The organism is Paraburkholderia sp. GW821-FHT02A12 (genome assembly GCF_059422005.1).
The window spans coordinates 3257584-3280525 of record NZ_JBWKWA010000002.1; the positions used below are offsets into that span (position 1 = coordinate 3257584).

Consider the following 22942-nt stretch of genomic DNA (forward strand, 5'->3'; position numbering starts at 1 on the left):
GATATCGACATTCCTTCTCCAAAGGCACGACGGTCCGCGTTATGTCGAGCATTGTGTGACGCTTCGGTGGCGAGAGAGCGATACGCCTGCTTGGTCCGTGTAGAAAGGATAGTTACACATGAACTACCCGCCACTCGAACTTGGTGCTGTTTTCCAAACGGATTGGACAGGGCATCCTGTTCGCGTGATCGCGTTTGATGAAGATGTGGTCATGTATGACGCCTGGCGGCCACACAGGCAAGCTTGGGGCATGAAGAACCTGTCCGGCACCTTTAGCTACTACCGCGTGCGACGCACCTTGTTCTTGTCACGGGCGCATTATCTGCTGACCGATGAATACACGGAACTCGAGGTCAGCATTCACAGGCCTGATCTTCCCTTGGCCTACGCGCAGTTCGAATCGTTGAGCTGGTATGACCAAACGCCCGAATCTCTATCGCAACTGGCCCAACAGATCGCCCAAGCACGAGGTCATAAACGCACGAGCGATGGTGCGTCGCTTCTGAAGGCGCCGGCAATCTACCTCGCACCTTTCGGTCCAAAGGGCAGCCAGAAGCCGGCAACCTTAGTCCATTCGCAAGACGGCCATGCGTTCACCGAATCGGAGGTTCTATGGCACGCGTGGCAATTGCAGGCTCCGTACCTAGGTGATCGCCATCTCATAAGCGGCGTCGGCATCTATCGATCCGGGATTCAGCGGCGCACCCCGTCTTTCTACATCTGGGGTTCCTTGAGCCTGTTGAACGGCAAGACGAGTATCTCCTAAGGGATGACATCGAATTTTCTTAGATTCGTCAAACGTAGCTACTGGCGAAACGTATTCCTCACAGCCGGAACATCATGCGGGCTGGTGAATTGAGGTGCTGAATGTCTGCTTTCGAGATACCGGAAGGTCCGTTGCGGGTCGCGTTTTGTCGATCGACACCGAGGGAGGTCGAGCCGCCGATGCGGTTTGCATGAGGCGGTGCGCGGCCAGGTGCGGTCATTGGACTGATGGTGCTAGATTGGCGACAATCTGAAGCACCAAACTTTGAGCACTCCGACAGCCGTCTTGCGATTAACATTGAGTACGGAAGTTGACGCACTAATTCCCCTCTGGAAAACGAACCTCACGGCGGTCTTCCGCCGCTCAAGCCATGCCTAATGAACAATTTACACTGCATATCGGCATTGTCGACTTTTCTGAGCCAACGCTGTTGGTCTTAGGTAATCCCGAGTCCTTTCTTTGGCTCGCGGAGCGGATTTCCGGACGGCAATTAGTCGCTATTGAGTGGGGGGCAATGACCTCGCTCACGAGGTTACGATTCGTTCCCACTGCACACCACCGCGGTCGCTTATCTCGCCATGAAAGCGACTTTGAATGGGACATATCTGCGTCCGAATCAGAGAAGGTTGCCGAGCAACTTAAGGCGCTTGCTGCCAGTGACCGGTCCGGACATGCATACTTGGATCCAGCGTCTAATGAAGCGGCTGTCGAGTTGGTGGCCTCGATTAATGAGTATGACCCTAGTTGTGTGTTTGGCTCATACGAATGACCGCTTTGCGGAACAGCGAAGGACGCAAATGGGTCGATACCGGTAGTTCGCGAATCCCTACCCCAAGCGGCCTTCTCAATGGCACTCGTGACATCACCTCCGAATCGTCGATGTCGTCGGTCGCCTCAGTCGGCTCGCGCGGTTTGCCGGCAAATGGTTCCAACCTATAATTATTCGTGTCGGACATCAATCCGATGGGCCTTGACTGAGGGAGTCGCTGCCAGCACGAAACCGGCGGAGGTGGGTATGCGCTTCGAAGCATTTTCGTTTGGTTCCATCCGCATTGATGGGGTCACCTACCAGCATGACGTGGTGATCGACCACGGGCAGATTCGCAAACGCACGAAGAAACCCTCCAAGCCGTTCCGCGAGGCCTTCGGGCACACACCGCTGTCCGCGCAGGAGGACATACCCTGGAAGTGCCGCCGGCTCGTGATTGGCACCGGCACCGGGGCGTTACCGGTGATGGAAGAGGTGAAGCACGAGGCACAGCGTCGGCAAGTCGAATTGGTTATCCTGCCGACAGCGGAAGCTATCGCCAAACTCAAGGAGCACCCTGACCAGACCAATGCGATCCTGCATGTCACGTGCTAGACCGCGCATTGGCGCGGGTTTCCGGGTTCGAGTGCGTATTGAATCCTGGTCGGGTGGTGGCGACTGTAGGCGAAATATGCGCTGCCAAAACGGGTTGTCGTTTGTCGCGACAGCGTCAGTTTCGGCTTTCCCGGCTGCGACGGCGGCTATCCGGTCCTAATGACGGACCGCTCACGAGCAACACCAACATAGGGCCGGACCCGGCTAGCAACGTTGCTGACCTACGGGCGTTCAAATTTCGGGTTGGCCGGAGCGAAACGGCGCTGAGTGGCAATACGGCTCAATTCCTGAGAAACCTGCTGGCGACCGGCACATTCCTTATCAAACCGTGGCTAGCGACGTCCGCTGCGGCCCCATACATAGCGCACCCACCGCTGCCACCGGCGTTGCGGCGGAGCGGGTGAGTTGTGCGCAGCCTGCGCTTCGCGGTCGCGCTCGACGCTCTTCTGTACCTGTTCGTGGATCTGCCGCAACGTCATGCCGCCGGGGCCTTTCAGTTTGCCGGGATCGGAGTCAGGATCGAGGTCGGGATCGTTTGTCATGGGAGTCGCTTGTTCCTGATGAGGCGACTTGATCTTGATACAGATGCGCAGTCGCAGCAAGCATGTGGAAGCAGATCGCTGAACGGCGCGTAGTCAGACAGGCGGGCAGTCCGCAGCGGTGTAAGCGAGCCATGAGCCCTCATGGATCAATGACAAGCATGCAGGCGGACTGACTCCGAATCTGCAGGACTGGCACAATCGAGGGGAGCCTCGATCCGTTCAGGAATCCTCATGCCAGATGTCGCCCCGTCTACTCCGCGTATCAGTCCCCTGTTCGCGCTGTTGCCCTTCCTGCGCCCTTATACCGGACGCTGGGCGCTCGCCTTCGTGGCGCTGGTGACGTCCGCGGGTGCGACCCTGGCGTTGCCGGTAACGTTCAAATATCTGATCGACCGGGGCTTCGCCGGCGGCAACCGGGCGCACATCGATCGCTATTTCCTGGCGCTATTCGCCGTTTCGCTGGTACTGGCCGGGGCCACGGCGCTGCGCTTCTATTTGGTGTCGTGGCTCGGCGAGCGGGTCACGGCCGACTTGCGGAAGGCGGTCTACGAGCACGTGCTGGGGATGAGTCCGCAATTCTTCGAGACCACGCAGAGCGGCGAGGTGCTGTCGCGACTCACCACGGACACCACGTTGATCCAGACGGTGGTGGGCACCAGCCTGTCTATGGGGTTGCGCAACTTCTTCCTGCTTACCGGCGGCTTGGCGATGCTCGCGGTGACGAGCCCTGTGCTGTCGGGCTACATCATGGCCACGCTGGTGGTGGTGGTCGCACCCATCGTCATTTTCGGGCGGCGCGTGCGGAGGCTCTCGCGTGCGAGCCAGGACAAGGTAGCGAACGCGAGCGCGCTGGCGGGGGAGGTGCTCAATGCCATGCCGACCGTGCAATCGTTTACGCAGGAGCCCCGCGAGGCGCGGCGGTTTGCTGGCATGGCGGAAGCGGCATTCGAGACGGCGCTCACGCGCATTCGGGCGCGCGCCTGGCTGACCGCCGTGGTCATCGTGCTGGTGTTCGCGGCTATCGTCTTCGTCCTGTGGTTAGGCGCGCAGGCGGTGCTGGCCGGGCACATGACGGCTGGCCAATTGTCCCAGTTCATCCTCTACGCAGTGATCACCGCCGGGGCTGTGGGGGCGGTCGCCGAGGTGTGGGGCGATCTGCAGCGGGCTGCCGGCGCCACCGAGCGACTGCTGCAACTGCTGGCGGCGCGCTCGCCGGTGGCGCAGGCCGAGGCCGCCGTTCGGCTGCCGACGCACGGGGACGGCATCCGCTTCGACAACGTCAGCTTTTCGTATCCGTCCCGCCCCGGCATCGCCGCGCTCTCCGGCCTCTCGCTCGATGTCCGCCCGGGCGAGCATGTCGCGTTGGTCGGACCGTCCGGCGCCGGCAAGACCACCCTGTTCCAACTGCTGCTGCGCTTTTACGACCCGCAGGCCGGCAGCATTCTGATCAACGGCGTCCCGACACGGCATGTGCCGCTTGCCGAGTTGCGCCGGGAAATCGGGGCGGTACTGCAGGAATCGGTGATCTTTTCAGGCAGCGTGCTCGACAACATCCGCTACGGCGCGCCCGAAGCCACACTCGCTCAAGTTCAGCAGGCCGCCGAAATGGCCGCCGCGGCCGACTTTATCGAAGAACTGCCGCAACGCTACGACACGTTTCTCGGCGAGCGCGGGGTGCGGCTTTCTGGTGGACAGCGTCAGCGCATCGCGATCGCCCGCGCGATCCTGAAGAATCCGCCCATCCTGCTGCTCGACGAGGCCACCAGCGCGCTCGATGCCGCCAGTGAACGACTGGTACAACTGGCGCTGAACAATGCCGCGCAGAATCGCACCACGCTGGTCATCGCGCACCGCCTCGCGACCGTACAACAAGCCGACCGCATTGTCGTGCTGGAACAAGGTCGCATCGTCGCGCAGGGCCGTCACGCCGATCTCCTTCAGACCTCGCCGCTCTATACGCAGCTTGCCGCCCTGCAGTTCGGCGAGCCGCTGGTGCAGACGGTGCAGCGCGGCGCCGTGCGCGATCACGTCGACTCTGCGTGAAGACACGATCGAGCTCACCCAACGACGGCGATCCACAACCGTCCGCAAGGACCGACCAGCCACAGATACATGCTTCGCGAACGACAGGCTCATGGTGGCCCGAGCGGATCATCAAGAGCCGCGGCTGAATGGCCCAAACGGGTCGACATGACGAGGTTGCGTGAGGCGGCAAGCGGCCGAGGGTGTGTCAAAACACAAAAGTTGAAGGTTTCGAGGGGTCACTTTACCCTTCCCGACACGCCACCAAGCCGTTGTAAGCCCTTCTCGAAAGCCGACTTTTTGAACGAGAAGCGTGAGCCTGAGTTTTGACACACCCTCGGCCAATTGCTGCCGCTCGCCCATTCCACAAACCCGTCATTCGAACGGCGGGTCTACTCTGATACCTGCCGGATACCCTATGGATGCATCTCGACCGTTGCCGATGTGCTCTGGACGCCCCGGCCGCCGCCTGGTACGGCGGCCGGATTTCAGGTATCGGCGCTGGTAAGGTAGTTACATGTTGCTTTCCTGACATTCGCACCGTGGCGGCCGCGAATGTCAGGTTGTAGTTGACGCGAATGTATCGGCTGCGCTTCACAGCGGCCGTTCGGTCCTATGCCGTCGGCGCCCGAACGTTGTAACTTGGAGACCGCCGGTGTCGCGCTCAGTCCACTGCTCACGAGTTCTGCACGGACTGTACGAACGGGTTGTTGACCCATCACGCCCATTCGAGGCTTGGTAAGCTCGGCGTTTTTTGACGGCGGCGGGTTTCCGTAAGTGTGAGCGCGTCTATGCTGCATGTACTGCTGGACAGATGCAGGGGCAATTTGTCGGATTTCGCTGCCTGATTTTGCATATAACTGGTGGTGAATATGCCGGTCGACACGCGCCTCTTTCCGACGCGGTTTCCGTTCCGGCTTCTAAGCGTTCCTCCACCATCCGAGTGTGATCCGCGCTTATGGTTGCGCCCACAGACAGCGAGGAGCCTCACTTGTCGAAATGGCTCGGAACCTGCCCTTGGGGAAAACACCAAAGCTCTGGGATAAGAGGTCCTGCACATCGGTGCTTCGGTAGACGCTGGCGGATTTAATCAAAGGGGTACTCAAACTGTGTAAGTGGGTACGTTGAACAGTTCAATGTGAACAGGCACTGGAGTGGTCCCAGGTTTAAGGGAATCCTTAGGCTCGCCCGTCGATGGAGGAGTGCTTATGTCGGAAAACTTCGTGGTGACACCTGGTGGCCTTCAGTCGCAATCGCTGGTTCACACGGTCGATCCAGGATGCGTCGTTGAGCACGGCCATACGAGCGGCCAGTTGCGCGTCCTGGATATAAAAAAAGTACGATTGTTTCCCAACCTGGGACGAACGCGTGGAAGCACACGGGGGTTCCACTCATGCCACGGGCAGTCTCCAGACCGTATTTACTACGCGGCGCACATCAGCAAGAAGTTATTCCTTGGAACGGAGGAGGGAATGATATCGAAGTTGAGTTGAACACAGCGTTCTATTTACAGAGGCACATCATGTACTTCATTTATTATTCCGCGAGAATCAAATGAATACGAAAACCAATTTTCGTTCAAGGTACGCTCGCGACGTGGTTGTGACTGTCAAGGCGTAGCCCAAAGTCATGTCCATCGACCAGTGTTTGAAATGAGAGCGCAAGTACCGAAGGTCTCCGAACTGACTACGAGCGGCATAGTTCCCGAACTTCCTGCGAAAGTGATGGCTGGCCAGATCCCACTGCAATCCGCAGTTCCTCGCGAATGTCTTCAACGCCTTTCTCGATGCGGTGCACCGAGACAAAATTCGACCACGGCCCCTCTAATTTGCTCTAACTCACCTATCCTGTTTAAGGACGCTTGGGGCTGAGCCCGTGGCGCCAAAACACCTGCGAGGATGACCATGAATAACAGCAACAACCTTTCCGCAGTTTCCGCTTTGCTGCTGATCGCGGCATTCGCATTGTCTACCGGGAACGCAGCCGCGCAGGACGCCAGGAGCGTCGCCGGCACTTATACCCTCGTCTCGGCCGCGCAGTTCGGCGACAATCCGCGCGGCCAGCTGATCCTGGGACCGGACGGCCACTATTCCATCATCCTCGCACGCGCGACGCTGCCGAAAGTCGCCGCGGGTACGCGAGTCAAAGGGACCGCAGAGGAAAATAAGGCGATCGTAGGCGGCAGCATCGCGCATTTCGGCAAGTACACGGTGGACGCGAACGACAAAACCATTACATTCAACGTCGAGGTCAGCACATTCGCGAATTACGACGGCAGTACGTTCAAGCGGGCGTTCAAGGTTTCCGGGGATCAACTGACCTATACCGTCAACGCACCATCGAGCGGCGGTGGCCAGGGTGACGTAGTCTGGGCGCGCGTCAAGTAGCATTGCGCTGAAGCGCGTTCGTTGTTGCATGCCGCAGCCCGAGCAAGCGGGGCTGGTTTTTACCGATCAGCCCTTTCTGGCTGACGGGCACTTATCGTGCCGATAGTGTTGCTAATTAAAGGTTCCAGGCTCGGATTGAATTCGCATTGCGGGATTATTCGAGCCCTTATCCCGCGGAGGAATCCTGTGGATATGAAGCGGACGCCGCAGGCAAACACCTGCGGCATCAACGTCGCCAAATCTACATGATGGGCATTCTCGGCCGCCAGGAATTCGCTGTGCCAACCCCGTCCTCTGCGAGCGACCCGGCGTGGAGCCCCCTGCTGAACTGACGTCGCCGCCGCCTCTTACGATTTCAATTGCGCCAGCGTGCCCGCGATGTCGCCCATACCCCAGTGCTCTGCGATCTTTCCGTCGGCGACACGAAAGATGTCGCAGGACGTGAACCGCAATTTCTTGCCGGTCGGCGCGATACCAAAATACACGCCCTGATGCGTGCCCTCGTAGACGAAGCTGGCCGCGAACATATCCCCATTGCCCACCATCACCTCGATCGACACGGCGAGGTCGGGCATTCCTTTGAGGCGGCTCGCAAAGTACGCCACCACCGCATCCTTTGGTCGCGTGCCGACTGGCGGAGGCGGCAAGGCGGCAGTTCTCTGGTGATTGACGAAATCGTCTGCGTACAGCGCCGCGAACGCGTCGATATCATGCGCGCTCAAAGTCCCGGCGAATTGCTCAGCGAGAGTCTTTACCATCAGGTCTGGCGCGGCCAGCGACGGCGTCATGACCGAGAATCCGGCACCGGAAATCACCAGACCGCGCATCATGTTTCGCCTGTCCATGAACTCTCCTTTTCAAGAGTCAGGGAGTACGAGCGTATTCGCCCATTCACGCAGAGTCAAGAATTGTCGACAGCATCAGATGAGCCGCGTTCTCCGGCGTTGGTGCATCGAGGCGATGGCTCCCCGGTAGGATGGTGGTCCACGAAACATGGCGCCCTGGCAATACCGGACAAATTCAACGCTGAACGCCGACACCATATCGAAGTCCAGGTCGCCGCCGTCCTGCATCGTCCGCCGCATCACATGCGTTCATCCAGGCCAGCCCGCGATGGTATGCACCTACACCGCGCCAAATCCGACGCGGCGGGCGATCCTCGAGTTCGACAAGCTAATCCGCAGCATCTACACGCTGCGCTACCATCGTCGCATCCTGAGCGGCAGCTTCGGAGCAGGCCGAGTGTCGCGTCCGGGTCGCGTGCTGCCGACCGCAGACGTGCGCAGTTCACATTGCCTAGGCCCTTTGCATGAGGCAGTACGGCCAGTTTCCGCCAGTCGGATTTGTTACTTGTCCGTCCGCTTCCGAGCCTGCTGCAGACAATCAAGATCCGCGGCCGTACATGATCACCGTACACCAGCGTTTCCGTGTCACTTCGACTTGTTCGAATCAGCGTCAGGGCAGCCGTTGCCATCTGCAGCAAAGGAATCCGTTTCAAACCAGAGTTGATGGCCAAACCGAGCGTCAGCAGTGGTCGGCTTTGCAGGACACGGCTGCGATCGCCGGGAATGCCATGGCTGTAGACAGGTGGTGGAGACAGGACTTATTCCTTGGGGGCATGGGGCGCCACGGTCGATGGGCATGGCGTTTTGGGGCTCGGCGGCACGATTGGCGATGCAGGGCCGGCACCCGTGAGCGTCGGTCTCGGTCGCATGCACCCATGTTTGTGTCGGGTCGTATGGATATGCCCGCACCGGACGGGAACGTCTTCTTTGCAGTGGCCATGCAATTGGGCCCACATGCTGATCCACCGGCATGTGAGCCGTTTACACCTAGGCAGGCGAGGGAGATCCGGCCCGCCAAGCCGGGTTCCTGGTGGTCAGAGCAATTTGCAGGCCTCGTCAAAATCTAGGCGTGGGCTGCGCGGGAACAGCCCTGCCGGATCACCATAGCCCAGATTGCAGAGGAAATTCGACTTGATGTGGCTGTCGGGAAAGTACTCCTGCTGGAAGGTGCCCTCCTGTGCGCTCGCAGGAAAAAATTCATGGTCAACTTTTGCATGATCGAACCCAGACATCGGACCACAATCCAGTCCGAGCGAGCGGGCAGCCAGGACGAAATAAGCCCCTTGTAGCGAGCTATTGCGCCGCGCCGTGACCTCGGCCAGTTCCGGTGTGTCGGCGAACCAGGCTCGCGCATCTGCGTGCGGGAAGAGTTTAGGCAGCTTGTCATAGAACTTGCCGTCATAAGCGATGATGGCAGTCACCGGTGCGCTCATCGTCTTGTCGATATTGCCTGGTGCCAATGCCGGCAGAAGTCGTTGCTTCGCTTCCTGAGTGCGCAGGAACAGAATACGTGCTGGGCTGCAGTTTGCGCTCGTTGGACACCACTTCATCAGCTCGTAGAGTTCGCGCAATGTGTCATCACTGACCGGTTTAGGCAGCCAGCTATTGTGGGTTCGAGCCTGACGGAACAGCAGATCCATCCCTTCTTCATTCAATCGTTTGTCCATATTTGCCTCCCAACGGAAACGGACGTTGCAAGTTGCCTTCCTGCATCAACAACCACGAGTTCTTGGAGGGCGGTACGCCGTCCAAGCGTTTCGTGAACATCACGCAGCTGGTCATCGATGATCTGAGCGCAGCCCCATTCGGGTGTTATAGACGTACCATGCGTCGTTCATCGAAAAATTTGCGCGGTCGGGTACCGGTGACGCTCCGGGGAGCGCTCTGCTGGACTGTAAGGAAGTCGGCATTTCCGAGCAGAGCTATTACCGCTGGCGCAAGGAGTACGGCGTCCACCAGAAAGGGCTGCTACGTTGTACATTCGTAACTGCCGTTGATATGGCGTCGAGCCGAACGGCCGAGAAGGGTCGTGTGCCGCCGATCGCCGTCAGGCAGTGGCCGACCCACTCTGGTCGGTCAGTTCTCTCCGAAGCAGCCGTTCAACGTTTGACATGAGTCGCGTGCGTGGGCTTGTTCGCGACTCGCCGCTCGATGAAGAAGAAAACAGATTGCCCGCTCTGCTTTTCTGAGTAGTACGGACGTGGGTCCGTTGAATGCATGTCAGGCGGCATGAGAGCCAGAAGTGCCGCATTGTGACGAGCCCGGAGGATCCGCAAAAGGCAGGTCTGGACGAACCCGGCAAGACGTGAGCGTGAGGAGTGGGCGGTGAGGCCGGTGGCGCACGTCCCAATCCGCCCGCTGAACTCACGCGCTGCCAGTCGCCAGGCAAAGTTACTTCAGGTGAATGAGGACTGATCCCTCCGATATCTCCGGCGCGCCTACGCCCGTGTTTCCTGCGTTTTTCGCGATCCAGTCCTTCGCCTTCTGCACGCTTTCGTCAGTGCCTGTCTTGTCCTGGCAAACAGTCACCGAGAATCCGCCATCGCCGCTGCGTGCGAGGGTGTAGCTGACAAAGCCTTTGACCGAACGCATCAGTTCTTCGACGTCAGCCGTGCGCTTCTCCAGCAGGTCGAACAACTCCTTTGCACCCTTTCCGGAAAATCTCCTTATAACAGTTTGCATGATTGCATCCTCCTGTTTGACCAGCGAAACGAGCATGCCGCACGAACAATGTGTGCAGCGTGTAACTGCTCTTTCCGACAGCGTGTAGTGCGTGGAAGTAATTGAGAAGGCCGCGCACCTCACTTCCGCGACCCATACCAAGTGTAGTAACTGTACCGTCGTAGTAAACCTGAGGAGCGGTGCAAAATCCAGGTGCCTCCAGCCAACCTCCGCAATTGGCCGGACCCGGTCGGCCGTCGAGTCGGTGAGGTGGTCCTCCTTAGACTCGTCCTCGTTCGGCAGAAGTCGACCCATCTGTGCCGTTCGGACATTGCTCTGCTCAACGGCAGCTTCCGGTTTGGTTCGAGACGGTCGCACTGCCGCGCATCTAGGTAAATAAAGCGCTGTGATGAAGCAATGAGTCAAGTGCAGGCGTTGGTTTCCTCGCAACCGACAAACCAGGTTCGGGCATCCAGCATTTTTGCCAGGGAAGCGCGTGCCGGCTGCAGCTCATCTGCCATTCAGCTTACTTGCCTGGCGAGCGGTGACAGTCTTTTGTCCGCTGCCCGCGGGCGCACGGCCCACTATTAAATGATCTGCGGCGTCAAAACCAACGATTCACGCTTAAGCGATTAACGCGTGGTGCGTGGCGGTGTCTCGCGGTTCGATTCGTGCAGGAGGATAAAGTGTCGCGCTATATGGAAAAGTGGTTAAGCCAAAGCCGCTTGATCGCCGCGCTGGCACTGTTGCTGACGTTACCGTTTTTGACCAATGCGGCGCACGCAGTTTTTCCGGCCGCTGTTGTACCCAATGCCGCTGCTGTTGGGCAGTCGGTTACATGCCAACCCACTTCCACGACCAGGCCGCAGCCGACGCTTCCAAAGGGATTTACCGAGCAGATTTTGTACAGTGGCTGTCTTAATCAGCCGACCGCGATAAGTTTTAACGGAAACAAGACTAGGGTTTTCGTCGCCGAAAAAGGGGGCAAGGTTCGGAATTGTGATTTGTCGACCCCTACCTGCACGTCATTTGCCGACTGAACCGCCCCGTATTCAGTGCGACATCCCGCAGCACTGGATCGTCCGGCAGCGGCAAGCGAGGAACGATCGCTACGCGAATTGATTCGAGTGCAGCGACGCCCACCGTATGCGCGTCGGTGATGCCATATTCAGTCAAGGGTGCGCCAGCAGAAAGTACCAGCCTAGATTGAGCCTCTGCCCAGGCAATCGCCGCAGGAAGAATTGTCGGAAGAGCCGCAGCAAGATCGATCATGTTCGTTTCCGTGGGACTTCGCTCGTGCGGTAGCGGCCAGTGCAGCGTGCAGCGGGCCCAGCACGGCGTGGCATTCGGCTACTGCGAGGATGAGGCCTTTCAACTGTTCCTGCTGCAGCTTATCCTCCAGCTCTGCCATGCGTGCCCGGATCTCAGCCCAGCCCGGCCACGCGTCCTGCCCGAAATGTCACGCCAAATTCGTAAAGTAGTAATCCTACCTTGTTGCCTGCATGGCCCGGAACTTGACCGGCAGCACGCGCATCCTGTGCGGAGCACAGCGTCGCCCGCTGATCTTCTGTCCTGGTCACAACCGTTCGCATTCCCGGCTGTTGTACCGGCTCATCCCCGGCTCCTCTCCGCCTTCGTGCTGGCAGATTCCGCCGCGCCTCGAGGTCTGGCGTACCGAATGTCCGACCTGACGACCTTCGCGGAAACGCAATGAAGCTAGCCTTATCGGAACGTTTTCGGGTCTTTCAGCGGACGCTTGCCGTCGATGATCGCCTTCGCTTCGTCAATCGCTGCATCCAACGCCCAGTCTTCTTGACGATATCCCTCTTCCTCGAGGCATTGAACGGGGATTTGCATGGGTTGCTCTGCATCAAATTCGCGCGGGATAAGCACGAAACCGTTGAATCCGAATATCTGCAATTGCTCGCCCCCGACGCCCTGTTTCGCAAGCGTTCGAACCAGGTACTGAAATCCGTTGTACGTATTCTCAGCGTGGGCCATGTCAATCTCCATCATCATCGAGCAGGACGCGCAGCATGAACATTGACACGAACAAGCTGCGTGAGATTGCCGAACGCGCGACGCCGGGTCCGTTGAAATGGTGGACTAGCAATAGCGCTAAGCGCCAAACTGCGGGGCGCGGCCCCGACGGCGGCGTACTGCATCCGACTATGGTACGCCGAGACTACGCCGACGTCGCTTGCGGCGCTGCTGACGTGGACCACATATCAGCTGTCGACCCCACAACGGTCCTGGCCCTGCTCGATCAGGTCGAAAAGCTGCAGCGTGAGAATGCGCAACTGTCGACGCTCATCAACATGCCCGAGTTGCACGCCTTCGCGAAGGCGGTCGTGCTCTAGACCACTCATCAGCGCGAACGCTGGGGATCAGAGGGCGACTCGACAGCCATTGCCGTCCTCCCATTGATTCTCGAGGGATCCTGGCATGAAGGAACGCCCTATTCTTTCCAGTGGCGCGTTAGTGCATGCGCTGCCCGACGGTCAAGCGACGGACTATCGAAGATGTGCCGCGGGATCAGGATGTGCGTCCAGCACTAACCTGGCGGTCAATTGCTATCCTCATACGATCAAACGACGCATCGAATGCATTTTCCAGACTGCGGAAGCGGCCTGCGGCGATGCCGTCAATCGGCACGTTGATCCGGTTTGCCGGCGTGGTTTCCTTGATCCATTGCATGGCGACGTAGAACCCGTTGGTCGAGTCCCCGCTGACACCGGAAGTCATCTCGAAACCCATGTACTCGTAGCTGCGCTTATCTTCCATGAACTCGACTCCTATTGTCTCGGAGAAGTCCCAGCATGAGGGAACGCCCAATCATTTTCAGCGGAGCCATGGTGCGCGCAGTTTCACCCATTAACGTCACCGCCCGATATCTACAGGGCCGGGCTGGCACTTAGTCCTGGCCCCATAGCGGCAGGCTCATGGTCGTTTCGTAAGCGGTGAACATGACATTGAAACTAACGCTGATGCGCGAGCGGGCGTTCGTGTTCACTGGCACCGAATGTGGCAGCCAGGCGGTAAACACGAGCGAGGTGCCGTCGCTCACCGTCACCACCGCCTGGTCGGTGTTGTACGCCGTCAATTCGGTGACCGGCGGACGAATGATGGCAGTCTGAGGGCGCGGATCGTGGAAATTGATCGTGTCTGTGCCTGTCTGCGTTTGCAGATAGTAGACGCCGCTCAGGAAATTGTTGGGATGGCTGTGCGTGGCGTGTGCCGCACCTGGACCCAGCACGTTGACCCAGCACCCCGTGATGCGGAACGGGGCATCGGCTATCTTGATATACGCGACCACGTTGCGCACGGCTGCATCGATGCGAGTGATCAGCGCAGCAAATTCGGGCATCTGATGTTGTTTGTGCCCGGATTGCCAAGTGGCACCTGTGCGTGTTCCGCTACCAGCGCGCATCAAGGTTTCGACATACGCGAGCAGATCCCGGTTAAGTGGTTCATAGCACGCTGGTTCGAGGCGGCTCTGGCACACGAAGGTTGGGAACAGGCGTACGACGTCCGGAGTTGGGGGCTGCACGACCGTTTGCGCGATGCGCTGACAAGGGAACACAGATCTGTACTATAGCCGCGAAGTCAGCATACAGACGGCCGGACGCCTCATAACAGGTGGGCATGGTTCAAACGAGGGTTACACACGAAGCGCGGGATGACGCTGCCCAAACGGATTCCGGTCGCCTGCGTGTGACCCAAAAACGACGGGTTTCGAACCGCGCCGGCAGGCGCTGAATTCGACCGATGAAGGTCGTTCCGCCGTTTAATTCCGGGACGGCACGCCTGCCACCTCAAGCTCGACCTCGGCATAGTGGTCGAACTCCATGGAATACAGCCCGCGGCCCTGGGTGACCGAGCGCAAATCAGTAACGTAGCCGAACATTTCGGCGAGAGGCACTTGGCCGGCAATCGCTTCCACACCGCCCGGGCGCGACGCCACCGCTTCAATCTCGGCGCGGCGGGCGCCGAGCTGCGCCAGCGCGGCCCCGGTGTACTCAGTCGGGACCAGCACCTCGATGCGGAACATCGGTTCAAGCAGCACCATCCGCCCCTTGCCGAACGCCGCGCGGCATGCCTGGATGGCCGCGGCGCGGTAAGCGAATTCGCTCGAATCGACGGAATGGCTGGAACCGCCTTCGAGACGCACCTCGAGGTCGGTGACGGGATAGCCTGCCAGCGCTCCGATTTCGGCGGCATCGCGCACACCCTGCTCCACCGCCGGGATGAACTGGCGCGGCACAGCCCCGCCGGTGATTGCGTTTTCGAAGCGCATGCCCGAGCCGCGCGCGCCGGGGTGCAGCGAAAGAATCACATGGCCGTATTGGCCATGCCCGCCAGTCTGGTGGACGAAACGCCCCTCCTCAGCCGCCACTTCGCGCGTGATGGTTTCCTTGTAGGCCACGCGCGGCCGCCCCATTTTCGCCGCTACACCGTATTCGCGCTCTAACCTGTCCAGCAAGATTTCGAGGTGGAGTTCGCCCATGGCGGCAATCAGCAACTGGCCGCTGTCTTCATCGAGGCTCAGTTGCAGGGTCGGATCCTCGTCGGTCAACTGGCGTAACGCCTCGGCCATGCGGCCATGCTCGGCGAGCGTTTTCGGTTCTACCGTGGCCCGCAGGACCGGCTCCGGGAAAGTGATCGTTTCCAGCGTTACCGGGTGTTCCGCGTGGCACAGCGTATCGCCCGTATAGGTCTGATTCAGGCCGAGAAACGCACCGATTTCCCCGGCGTGCAGCGCCTCGACGTTTTCGCGGTGATTGGCATACATGCGCAACAGGCGCCCGGCCCGCTCCTTGCGGTTACGGGTGGCATTGTGCAGCGTCATGCCGGCGCTGACCATGCCCGAATAGATGCGCGCATAGGCCAGGTGGCCGACGTAGGGATCGTTGACGATCTTGAAGACCAGCGCCGCGAGCGGTTCTTCGTCGCGCGGCGCGAGGCAGATCGTGAGGCCGCTGTCGGGATCGGTCCCCTGTACCTCGCCGATATCGAGCGGTGACGGCAGAAAATCGACCACGCAGTCCAGCAGCGGTTGCACGCCGATATCCCGTAACGCGGCGCCACAGCAAACCGGAAACAGGCGATTGGCGAGCGTGGCACGGCGCAGCGCCGCGCGCAACGGCTCCGTCCCGATGTCGCCGCCGGTCACGTAAAGCGAGAGCAGTTCATCGTCAGCCTCGGCGACGGACTCGATCAGGCGCTGCCGCGCGGCCTCGGCCGCCGCACGATATTCAGCCGGTATGGGACCGCATTCCGGCTTGCCCTCCTGCGCAGCCCCCCAGCGCAGCGCCTGCATCGACAGCAGATCGACCTCGCCTTCGAACGCCGCTTCGTGGCCGACAGGCATTTGCAGGCACGCCACCGGCGCACCGAGGCGCTCACGCACGCTGGCCACCGCGCGCTCGAAGTCGGCCCCGATGCGATCCATTTTGTTGATGAAGCACAGCCGCGGCACCCGGTAGCGATCGGCCTGCCGCCATACCGTCTCGCTTTGCGGCTGTACGCCGTGCACGGCATCGAATACCACCACGGCGCCATCCAGCACCCGTAGCGAGCGCTGCACTTCGGCGGTGAAATCGATATGGCCCGGGGTATCGATCAGGTTGATCATGCAGTCGCGCCACCGCGCGCTGATGGCCGCCGACACGATCGTGATCCCCCGTTCGCGCTCCTGGGCCATCCAGTCGGTCACCGTCGTGCCGCTGTCGACCGAACCCAGGCGATGGGTGCGTCCCGTGTGAAAGAGAATCCGGTCGGTAATGGTGGTCTTGCCAGCGTCGATGTGAGCAATGACGCCGATGTTGCGGATGCCGGCGATCGGCGCGGGGGTTGCAGCCACAGGTCATCTCCTAGTACGACTGTGTTAACAAATGTTCGTTTCGTCGACCGCAGCATGGGCACCTTTCGAAGCAAGCCAGCAGGGCTACGGTGAGTTCCAATCGCAACGTGGCGATGGAATCTGCTACATGACGCTGCTTATGCAGGGGCGCCCCGGGGCCGGAAGCAGCGCAAAAATCCCGCGGGATACCAACGAACGCCGCAACGCGGCCCGTCTCGCCCCACCCGATGGATGCTGAACTGGCCGACAGAATCCGGCAGGCAGCGATCAAACTCTACGCCAGCCTCGAGCGACCAGTGAGGGTTTCCAGGAGCCACATCGGACGCGCAGCTAACCTGAGTCGCGTCGTATGTGCACGATCGGCGTACCCGCGCTGCAACGGGGTGCGCGACGAGTTGGCCGAAACGCAATGGCATTTCTGCGCGCGCCGGTTTGTGTGGACGCACATGCAGTGTCAGGACACCTCGTCCGGATCGAAATTCTGGCTCCGTTCCGACATCGGCTACTACCAGTTCGTCGAATTGCACGCCTGGTTCAAGGCAAAGGCGCCGGCGCAGTTGCCGCACATGCGCGAAGGCCAGATCGTGGGCTTGCTGCAAAAGCACGGGGTCAATCTGAAATGGAAAGGGCGTCTCCCGACAAGGCGTCGATCAAAGCCGGACGCTCCTACGTGAAGAGAGTCCGTGATGATGAAGGCCACCAGCCAAGCTCGCAACCACAACAGACCAATAAGCGTCCGGACACAACACTGCCCACGCACGAACATCAAGCGAGGAGGCGCGCGTGACACATCCCCGATCCGATGTTGCAAATATGTTTGTCCTCAACCGATGCCTTCGGCTCCCGCGTCCGCCGTACCAGTTCCCGCAAGAGCGGATGCAGGACTAACATATTTGTAAGAGCAATCGATTGACGGTCTGAAACGAGCGGTCACGATAAGGAGAGCCGTCAAGCGCGGCCACCAACCGTCCTCAGGACTACCCGTGATTTCGCGGCCGATCGCGGTGCCGATCAGATCCCGACGGCATTCTCACGTTGCCTGGGCGGTCGCGTAAGATAGGGCGATGAAGAATGCAAAATCGCTATATCACGGTCATCGCTTTCCGGCTGCAGTTATCAGCTGCGCCGTGCGCTGGTATTTTCGCTTCCAATTGAGCCTTCGCGACATCGAAGAATTGCTGTTCGAGCGCGGCGTGATCGTGAGTTATGAGACGATCCGGCGCTGGTGCGACAAGTTCGGCGCGGGCTTTGCGCACCGTGTCAAAGCTGCACGTCGCAAGCCCGGCTCCACGTGGCATCTGGACGAAGTGTTCGTGACGTTGCGCGGCAAGCCTCACCTGCTGTGGCGAGTAGTCGATCAACACGGCACCGAGCTTGATATCCTGCTGCAGAAGCGTCGCGACAAGGCTGCAGCCAAGCCGTTTTTCAAGCGCGTGCTGGCCTCGGGTTCCGAAGTGCCGCGCAAGATCGTGACCGACCAACTCCGTAGCTATCCTGCGGCGAAGGCCGAGATCCCCGAACTGGCCGACGTCAAGCATGTCTTTGTCAAGGCCAGTGCCCGCCTAAACAATCGTGCCGAAAATAGCCATCAGCCTACGCGTGAACGCGAGCGCCGCATGCGTGGCTTCCGCGATCCCAACCGTACGCAGGCGTTCCTGTCGAGCTTCGGTCCGATCCGCCAGCACTTCGCGCTCAAGCGACATTTGCTACGCGCCTCACCGTATCGAAAACAGCTCGCAGCACGCTTTGCCGCGTGGCATCGCTTCACTGATCTCACCCAAAATCCGTTCGCTTTCTGAGCAATGCGCGTTCTCTCCGCTATTGCGGCACTAACACCTCAACGTGACAGCGCCCGAGGTAGTCATCCGCATGCTGTCGGGTGGCCTGAATGACTCGCTTTTCGGTGTCCGCGATCATTTCGGTGCCATACGCGAGGACATGAAATTCCAGGATGACATGGAGCCCCGTGACCTTGGCTCCACTTTCGGCCCCAATGATTGTCGCCGCCCAAGCTGCCCTGATTACCGGGCCATAAGGCAGGGGTTACCCTTTCTCCGCTTTTTAGGGGCGGGTTGAAGCCGCCCCCGGTACTGCTCGCTGTCATTACGCTACCTGCACCTCGATGCGTCGCGGCTGCGCCTGTTCGATGCGTGGAATGCGTAGCGTTAGAACGCCGTCTTTCAAGCTTGCTTCGATCTTCGAGCCATCCAGTTCGCGACTCAATCTAAAAGCTCGGCGGTAGCGCGCCTCAAGAATTTCGGCGTGAAGCAGTTGCAGACCTTCCGGCACCGCGATGGCAGCCTCTGCTTCAATCAGCAGGTGTTCACCTTCCATCTTGATCTCGAGACGGTCCTTCGAGGCGCCCGGCAGGTCGGCCGTGATGGTAATTCCCGTCTCATCTTCGACGATGTCTACGGGCGGGATCAACGCCGCGGTGGCGCTCTTGGCCGACACCTTTTGCGGTTCACGCGTGGCGACTTGGGTTTCTTCGCTCATGGCAGTCTCCCTTTACTGGACTTGAATCAGGCGAGGCTTGGACGACTCGCGCTTCATCACGGTGACGCGCAGACAACCGTCCGCATATTTTGCCTCGACGCGAGCCGGGTCGGCATCGTCAGGCAGGCTGACGACGCGGCGAAACTTGCCGGCAAACCGTTCGTCCGCATAGACGATTTTGCGCTCGCCGGCGTCCGCAACGGCGGCCGGCCTTTCGCCGCTCAGGATAAGCAGGCCCTTGTCGATGAACACCTGCAGCGCCTGCGGGTCGACGCCCGCCACAAATGCGACCACTTCGATGGCGTCCGCCGTACTCCCGATGTTGATCGGGGGAAATGTACCCCGAGCGCCGGCACGGATACCGGACGAAATGCCAAAGTTTCGAACGACGGCGTCCATCTGCTCCTGGAGCCGCTCGAAGTCCGGAAATACGTCGGAAGAAAACCTCGTGAATGAACCCTTCATGGCTGGATCTCCTTTCATCTATCACCTCGCAGGCGAGTGCGCCCCTCGGCAGCTTCGCCGAAAGGCGACCCAGGGCAGTCACTCGAATTTCACGCTGGACGAGAAGGCGCGTGGTGGCCGACCTATGCAATGGATACATGGGGGCGGGCAAAAAAAAATACAAGAGGGCGGATTGTTGAGCGCGCTCGCCATAATGGAACTGAAAGCGGGCAATGCGCCTTGCACTCGATTCCAGGATCAGGAACAGATCAGCGTTTCTCTCGCTCGGCGGTCGCATGCAGTCAGCCCGCTCCGTTTCGGTTCCGGCCATTTTTCTCGTACGCCAGACAAAAAAAGCCGGCGCTTGGCCGGCTTCTGCTGACTGCTCTTCAGCAGCCTCGCGACTGACGCTTATCAGACGCGCTGTCCCGTGGTTTGAGGCGCATTGGGCGTTTGAGATTTATGTTCGGCGCCGTCGTTTGAGCTTCGGCTTGCTTGCGCTTGCCATGCTCAACCTGCTGTGCGCGCCGCTGGATCGATGCCTGGCCTCGTCGCGGTTGTTCTCGGTTTGCTGTCGGTTCGTTACGAACTCCGTTGTACTGCAAAGATCACAATCGGAACGCGCAGCACAAACGCCAGGCGCGCGCCCAAGCCTTCGCGGCTTGGGAAAGGGCTTCGTGCGCCCGCATGGCGGCGTAAGGCGATTGATTACCCACTCCAATCGCCCTCGCTCGTCCGCCTACCGAACAACTTGACAATACCCGTGCAGCCGGTCCCACACGCTGGCCTTTTGCCAGTCGCGCAAGCGACGCCAGCAGGTCGGGCCCGAACCAAATCCCAACTTGATCGACAGGTCGCACCAGTGTATCCCGGTCTTGAACTTAACAGCCACCTCGGGGTCTTTTTGAAATGGTCTCTAAAAGTAAAAGTCGACCATGGCAGGATCACCCTGCGAGGTGAACTCCATCAGGCGCAGCAAAAAACCGCAGCACTCGAAGACGTATCCCGCCTGTTCGGCGTCGCCGGCGTCTCCGACCGAACCACGATCAAAGCAAAATAGCGTCAACCCGCCTGTAACAGCCTCCGGCAATGCCTGGCAATCTGCTTTTCCTCCTCAGTGTGAATTGCACGCACTTTCCCCGCAGTGTCACCCTCCGATAGCCCGAGAAACGAAAGCCCCTCGCACACTCGCTTGCGAATCTCTGTACTGTGCTCACCGATCCCGCCAGTAAACACCAGCAAATCAACCCCCCAGCAAAGCCGCATACGCGCCAATAGTTTTCCGCACAGCGGTGGCAAACGCATCGATCGCCAGCAACGCATTAACATCCGCCGCCGCGCAGCGCTTCTCGAGCGCCTGCATATCGCTCTCGCCATCCGCGAAACCGGCCAGGCCGCTCTGGCGATTCAGCAGCGTTTCGAGCGGGTCCGCGTCGAGCTTCTCCGCGCGCATCAGATACGGCAGCACGCGCGGATCGAGATCGCCACAGCGGGTACCCATCGGCACGCCGCCGGTCGGCGTCAAACCCATCGACGTGTCCACGGATTTACCGTCCTGTAACGCGCACAAACTCGAACCGTTTCCCAGATGCGCAAACACCGCGCGCGGCAGCAGCGTGGCATGAAACGCGGTATCGAAGCACGCAAAATGCTGCGCGTCGCCGAAAATCGCCGACGCCTCGTCGATCAAGGCCAGTGCAGGCGGAATATGCAACGGCGCGAAATGCACCGCAGGCTCTGTCGCGCTAAGTCGTTCAGGTAAGATTTTGTCTCCGAAAATTTACGAAACCGACGATGGCCAGGACGAAGAAACCGCGAAAGACACTGCCTGTGAGCGTGGCGCGGGTACTGAAACGACTGCACTATCCGCTGGAAGTGATCCTGCTGTGCGTGCGGTGGTACCCGACGATGTTATTGCTCGCATAGAACAAATTGTTCGCGACGCATACCTCGATGCGGGCGAAGATGTCGGCGGTGAGATTTTGCGCGAGCACCTTTGGCAGCAGGCTCTCGTTACCCGGCGCGCCATGATTGCAAGTGGAGAACTGCTGCGACCAGTCGACTTCAGCAAGCGCATCGGCGTGACCGAGAAACGACTTACACATCTACTCGAAGATGGCAGCATCTTTTCGGTTGAGGTGGATGAAGCTCAGTTCATTCCCGCTTTGCTCGCAGACCCCGCACACAACCGGAGGCGCCTGCAGGCAATTTGCCGAATCATCGTTCCTGCTGAACCGATGAGTCGACTTGATTTTCTGACGTCGCGGCGCGGGAGCCTTGGTAACCGGAGTCCCATCGAGATGCTTGAGAACGACGATGATTTCAAACGTCTGCGCCAAGCTGCCGTGGCGTGGGCGGCGGAATGGTCGCGCACGTCAGTCAAGGTATATGGAGGTACGCACGCGACTGAACCGGATGACGCCCCGCCGTCGTATACAGCGACGGCCGAAATTGACCCTCGTCGACCGTTGTGGGAACGTGCATCCGAGGCGTTGCATGCAGTGGGATAGCACAATGGCTCCTCCGGTGACAGCGCCGCTTCCGGCGACCGCACCAATCGCAGTTAATCCGGTGCTAACGCCGGCTGCTCCGAGACCGACCTCCCCCGCACAACAGACCATCACGCCCAGGCGCCGTGAGCGGGTTGGATTCGAAATCAGCCTCGAAGGCAGTCTCGCTCTACTAGGTCTTTTCGAGCACTTTCTCACCAAGAACGAGTTTATGCACGTTCGAGGGGTAGACCCACTGAAGCGCTTGGCATTCGATAAGCTTCATGAACGCAGGCGGTCCGCTGCAGATTACATGTGAGTTCGCGTGGGTGGGGCTCAAGGCGTGAGCCGTAGCGTTCGCAATCTGTTCCTCGCTGAGACCGATTCGGTGGTCAACCTGAGCATGGTCGCGAAGTTCGTCCAAATCCGTCCGAAAGACAGCTCGCTCGGGTGTTCGAGCGAAATTGTGAATTTCCATGAAGCATCCCGCCACTGATGCGATATGCCTTGCGACACCTGCGATAGCTTTGACTCCAACGCCAGCTGAGAACAGGATATAGCGCGCGCTTCGGTCTATGACAACAGCAGTGTCTCGCGGAATTCCCATATGAATTTCGTCCCCTCTGTTCCACGAAAAACCCGAACTTACTTGCTTTGTTTCTCTATCGGCCTCTTGCCGGACTCCCAGGACAAACGCGTCAAGGCGCGATGGAATGCGCCACAGAGGGTGCGACCGCACGGTTCGGCTACCATTGTCTCGAACGAGGTCTACTATTGCTCCATCTTCGAACGGTGGTAGTTCCATCTGGTGCTTCGTCTCCAATTCGACGGCGTGATATCCCTGAGCGAGCGGCCACTTTCGCGTCACAATTGCTGCAATCATCTTCTCGTCCATGTTTTCTCCACTACGGGCCTGCAAAAAGGATGGGAAGGTGCTCGGTGTGACAACGCAGAATTGCGGCCGACCCGAAGCTTTATGTTCGATAGCCGGATTCAGAGTAGGACGCGTCGATTTTGACCGCAAGATGCGATAGTTGAATGCCGTTTATATGGCATCCTTGATA

General features: G+C 59.5%; 22 protein-coding genes and 4 pseudogenes. 11 read left to right on the forward strand and 15 right to left on the reverse strand.

Going from position 1 to position 22942, the window contains the following annotated elements:
* The first annotated feature begins 118 nt into the window (after nucleotides 1-118).
* Nucleotides 119-766 carry a hypothetical protein gene (locus tag AC07WT_RS36045; protein ID WP_494950642.1) on the forward strand — a complete coding sequence of 216 codons (648 nt, stop codon included), beginning with the start codon at nucleotides 119-121 and terminating at the stop codon, nucleotides 764-766.
* 1015 nt (nucleotides 767-1781) lie between these two features.
* Nucleotides 1782-2129, forward strand: a complete 348-nt coding sequence (locus tag AC07WT_RS36050; RefSeq protein WP_492591220.1) for an MTH938/NDUFAF3 family protein — start codon at nucleotides 1782-1784, stop codon at nucleotides 2127-2129.
* Between the two features lie 332 nt (nucleotides 2130-2461).
* Here AC07WT_RS36050 and AC07WT_RS36055 read toward each other — a convergent pair whose 3' ends face one another.
* On the reverse strand, nucleotides 2462-2671 hold the full coding sequence (locus tag AC07WT_RS36055; RefSeq protein ID WP_494950643.1) for a hypothetical protein: 210 nt from the start codon (nucleotides 2669-2671) through the stop codon (nucleotides 2462-2464).
* A gap of 231 nt (nucleotides 2672-2902) precedes the next feature.
* Here AC07WT_RS36055 and AC07WT_RS36060 point away from each other — a divergent pair, with 231 nt between their 5' ends.
* Nucleotides 2903-4714, forward strand: coding sequence for an ABC transporter transmembrane domain-containing protein (locus AC07WT_RS36060; protein ID WP_494950644.1), 1812 nt, complete (start codon nucleotides 2903-2905; stop codon nucleotides 4712-4714).
* 1883 nt (nucleotides 4715-6597) lie between these two features.
* Nucleotides 6598-7080, forward strand: a complete 483-nt coding sequence (locus AC07WT_RS36065) for a lipocalin-like domain-containing protein (protein ID WP_494950645.1) — start codon at nucleotides 6598-6600, stop codon at nucleotides 7078-7080.
* Nucleotides 7081-7427: 347 nt separating this feature from the next.
* Here the strand turns inward: AC07WT_RS36065 and AC07WT_RS36070 are convergent, their stop codons facing one another.
* The 3 genes from AC07WT_RS36070 to AC07WT_RS36080 all read right to left on the reverse strand — a co-directional run bounded on the left by AC07WT_RS36070 (nucleotide 7428) and on the right by AC07WT_RS36080 (nucleotide 10607).
* A complete protein-coding gene (locus AC07WT_RS36070) occupies nucleotides 7428-7925 on the reverse strand; it encodes an ester cyclase (RefSeq protein WP_492593521.1) in 498 nt (165 codons plus the stop codon).
* Nucleotides 7926-8959: 1034 nt separating this feature from the next.
* Nucleotides 8960-9592 carry a malonic semialdehyde reductase gene (locus AC07WT_RS36075; RefSeq protein ID WP_494950646.1) on the reverse strand — a complete coding sequence of 211 codons (633 nt, stop codon included), beginning with the start codon at nucleotides 9590-9592 and terminating at the stop codon, nucleotides 8960-8962.
* 724 nt (nucleotides 9593-10316) lie between these two features.
* The gene (locus tag AC07WT_RS36080; RefSeq protein WP_154562303.1) at nucleotides 10317-10607 is read right to left on the reverse strand and encodes a hypothetical protein; all 291 of its coding nucleotides are present in this window, start codon (nucleotides 10605-10607) and stop codon (nucleotides 10317-10319) included.
* A gap of 665 nt (nucleotides 10608-11272) precedes the next feature.
* Between AC07WT_RS36080 and AC07WT_RS36085 the strand changes: the two genes are divergently transcribed.
* Nucleotides 11273-11626, forward strand: a complete 354-nt coding sequence (locus AC07WT_RS36085) for a hypothetical protein (RefSeq protein WP_494950647.1) — start codon at nucleotides 11273-11275, stop codon at nucleotides 11624-11626.
* Here the strand turns inward: AC07WT_RS36085 and AC07WT_RS36090 are convergent.
* From AC07WT_RS36090 to AC07WT_RS36100, 3 genes and pseudogenes are all read right to left on the reverse strand, one after another.
* The gene (locus AC07WT_RS36090) at nucleotides 11601-11858 is read right to left on the reverse strand and encodes a hypothetical protein (RefSeq protein WP_494950648.1); all 258 of its coding nucleotides are present in this window, start codon (nucleotides 11856-11858) and stop codon (nucleotides 11601-11603) included. The genes AC07WT_RS36085 and AC07WT_RS36090 overlap by 26 nt on opposite strands.
* A 97-nt stretch (nucleotides 11859-11955) precedes the next feature.
* Nucleotides 11956-12193: pseudogene (locus AC07WT_RS36095) on the reverse strand (IS110 family transposase); the annotation flags it as partial.
* 115 nt (nucleotides 12194-12308) lie between these two features.
* Nucleotides 12309-12587, reverse strand: coding sequence for a hypothetical protein (locus AC07WT_RS36100; protein WP_492591405.1), 279 nt, complete (start codon nucleotides 12585-12587; stop codon nucleotides 12309-12311).
* A 35-nt stretch (nucleotides 12588-12622) separates the two neighbouring features.
* On the opposite strand from AC07WT_RS36100, the gene AC07WT_RS36105 reads away from it, so the two are divergent.
* A complete protein-coding gene (locus AC07WT_RS36105) occupies nucleotides 12623-12946 on the forward strand; it encodes an ead/Ea22-like family protein (protein ID WP_494950649.1) in 324 nt (107 codons plus the stop codon).
* 175 nt (nucleotides 12947-13121) lie between these two features.
* Here the strand turns inward: AC07WT_RS36105 and AC07WT_RS36110 are convergent, their stop codons facing one another.
* The 3 genes from AC07WT_RS36110 to fusA form a co-directional block, all read right to left on the reverse strand.
* The gene (locus AC07WT_RS36110; protein ID WP_494950650.1) at nucleotides 13122-13370 is read right to left on the reverse strand and encodes a hypothetical protein; all 249 of its coding nucleotides are present in this window, start codon (nucleotides 13368-13370) and stop codon (nucleotides 13122-13124) included.
* 130 nt (nucleotides 13371-13500) lie between these two features.
* Nucleotides 13501-14169, reverse strand: coding sequence for a TIGR02466 family protein (locus AC07WT_RS36115; protein ID WP_494950651.1), 669 nt, complete (start codon nucleotides 14167-14169; stop codon nucleotides 13501-13503).
* Between the two features lie 204 nt (nucleotides 14170-14373).
* Complete coding sequence (gene fusA / locus AC07WT_RS36120) at nucleotides 14374-16449, reverse strand: elongation factor G (RefSeq protein ID WP_494950652.1); 2076 nt, start codon at nucleotides 16447-16449, stop codon at nucleotides 14374-14376.
* Between the two features lie 227 nt (nucleotides 16450-16676).
* On the opposite strand from fusA, the gene AC07WT_RS36125 reads away from it, so the two are divergent.
* Nucleotides 16677-17123, forward strand: a complete 447-nt coding sequence (locus AC07WT_RS36125) for a hypothetical protein (protein ID WP_494950653.1) — start codon at nucleotides 16677-16679, stop codon at nucleotides 17121-17123.
* A gap of 390 nt (nucleotides 17124-17513) precedes the next feature.
* Nucleotides 17514-18248, forward strand: coding sequence for an IS6 family transposase (locus AC07WT_RS36130; RefSeq protein ID WP_494950654.1), 735 nt, complete (start codon nucleotides 17514-17516; stop codon nucleotides 18246-18248).
* 304 nt (nucleotides 18249-18552) lie between these two features.
* On the opposite strand, the gene AC07WT_RS36135 is transcribed toward AC07WT_RS36130, so the two are convergent.
* The 3 genes and pseudogenes from AC07WT_RS36135 to AC07WT_RS36145 form a co-directional block, all read right to left on the reverse strand.
* Nucleotides 18553-18945 carry an Hsp20/alpha crystallin family protein gene (locus tag AC07WT_RS36135; RefSeq protein ID WP_494950655.1) on the reverse strand — a complete coding sequence of 131 codons (393 nt, stop codon included), beginning with the start codon at nucleotides 18943-18945 and terminating at the stop codon, nucleotides 18553-18555.
* A gap of 12 nt (nucleotides 18946-18957) precedes the next feature.
* Nucleotides 18958-19410, reverse strand: a complete 453-nt coding sequence (locus tag AC07WT_RS36140) for an Hsp20/alpha crystallin family protein (protein WP_494950656.1) — start codon at nucleotides 19408-19410, stop codon at nucleotides 18958-18960.
* Between the two features lie 742 nt (nucleotides 19411-20152).
* Nucleotides 20153-20266: pseudogene (locus tag AC07WT_RS36145) on the reverse strand (transposase); the annotation flags it as partial.
* On the opposite strand from AC07WT_RS36145, the gene AC07WT_RS36150 reads away from it, so the two are divergent.
* The gene (locus AC07WT_RS36150) at nucleotides 20252-20449 is read left to right on the forward strand and encodes a BON domain-containing protein (RefSeq protein WP_494950657.1); all 198 of its coding nucleotides are present in this window, start codon (nucleotides 20252-20254) and stop codon (nucleotides 20447-20449) included. The pseudogene AC07WT_RS36145 and the gene AC07WT_RS36150 sit on opposite strands and share 15 nt — an antisense overlap.
* A 2-nt stretch (nucleotides 20450-20451) precedes the next feature.
* On the opposite strand, the pseudogene AC07WT_RS36155 reads toward AC07WT_RS36150, so the two are convergent.
* A pseudogene (locus tag AC07WT_RS36155) lies at nucleotides 20452-21124 on the reverse strand (acetate kinase); the annotation flags it as partial.
* Nucleotides 21125-21183: 59 nt separating this feature from the next.
* Between AC07WT_RS36155 and AC07WT_RS36160 the strand changes: the two are divergent.
* Both AC07WT_RS36160 and AC07WT_RS36165 read left to right on the forward strand, forming a co-directional pair.
* A pseudogene (locus AC07WT_RS36160) lies at nucleotides 21184-21291 on the forward strand (IS6 family transposase); the annotation flags it as partial.
* A complete protein-coding gene (locus tag AC07WT_RS36165; RefSeq protein WP_494950658.1) occupies nucleotides 21276-21899 on the forward strand; it encodes a hypothetical protein in 624 nt (207 codons plus the stop codon). The pseudogene AC07WT_RS36160 and the gene AC07WT_RS36165, both read left to right, overlap by 16 nt.
* A gap of 172 nt (nucleotides 21900-22071) precedes the next feature.
* On the opposite strand, the gene AC07WT_RS36170 is transcribed toward AC07WT_RS36165, so the two are convergent.
* Complete coding sequence (locus tag AC07WT_RS36170) at nucleotides 22072-22773, reverse strand: ferredoxin reductase domain-containing protein (protein WP_494950659.1); 702 nt, start codon at nucleotides 22771-22773, stop codon at nucleotides 22072-22074.
* Between the last annotated feature and the right edge of the window lie 169 nt (nucleotides 22774-22942).

Coding starts and splice junctions, on each gene's coding strand:
- AC07WT_RS36100 (WP_492591405.1), bottom strand. CDS start 12,587: ATGGCCCACGCTGAGAATACGTACAACGGATTTCAGTACCTGGTTCGA.
- AC07WT_RS36050 (WP_492591220.1), top strand. CDS start 1,782: ATGCGCTTCGAAGCATTTTCGTTTGGTTCCATCCGCATTGATGGGGTC.
- AC07WT_RS36135 (WP_494950655.1), bottom strand. CDS start 18,945: ATGAGCGAAGAAACCCAAGTCGCCACGCGTGAACCGCAAAAGGTGTCG.
- AC07WT_RS36065 (WP_494950645.1), top strand. CDS start 6,598: ATGAATAACAGCAACAACCTTTCCGCAGTTTCCGCTTTGCTGCTGATC.
- AC07WT_RS36055 (WP_494950643.1), bottom strand. CDS start 2,671: ATGACAAACGATCCCGACCTCGATCCTGACTCCGATCCCGGCAAACTG.
- AC07WT_RS36105 (WP_494950649.1), top strand. CDS start 12,623: ATGAACATTGACACGAACAAGCTGCGTGAGATTGCCGAACGCGCGACG.
- AC07WT_RS36140 (WP_494950656.1), bottom strand. CDS start 19,410: ATGAAGGGTTCATTCACGAGGTTTTCTTCCGACGTATTTCCGGACTTC.
- AC07WT_RS36075 (WP_494950646.1), bottom strand. CDS start 9,592: ATGGACAAACGATTGAATGAAGAAGGGATGGATCTGCTGTTCCGTCAG.
- AC07WT_RS36060 (WP_494950644.1), top strand. CDS start 2,903: ATGCCAGATGTCGCCCCGTCTACTCCGCGTATCAGTCCCCTGTTCGCG.
- AC07WT_RS36045 (WP_494950642.1), top strand. CDS start 119: ATGAACTACCCGCCACTCGAACTTGGTGCTGTTTTCCAAACGGATTGG.
- AC07WT_RS36130 (WP_494950654.1), top strand. CDS start 17,514: ATGAAGAATGCAAAATCGCTATATCACGGTCATCGCTTTCCGGCTGCA.
- AC07WT_RS36070 (WP_492593521.1), bottom strand. CDS start 7,925: ATGGACAGGCGAAACATGATGCGCGGTCTGGTGATTTCCGGTGCCGGA.
- AC07WT_RS36110 (WP_494950650.1), bottom strand. CDS start 13,370: ATGGAAGATAAGCGCAGCTACGAGTACATGGGTTTCGAGATGACTTCC.
- AC07WT_RS36080 (WP_154562303.1), bottom strand. CDS start 10,607: ATGCAAACTGTTATAAGGAGATTTTCCGGAAAGGGTGCAAAGGAGTTG.
- AC07WT_RS36125 (WP_494950653.1), top strand. CDS start 16,677: ATGGATGCTGAACTGGCCGACAGAATCCGGCAGGCAGCGATCAAACTC.
- AC07WT_RS36090 (WP_494950648.1), bottom strand. CDS start 11,858: ATGATCGATCTTGCTGCGGCTCTTCCGACAATTCTTCCTGCGGCGATT.
- AC07WT_RS36170 (WP_494950659.1), bottom strand. CDS start 22,773: ATGGACGAGAAGATGATTGCAGCAATTGTGACGCGAAAGTGGCCGCTC.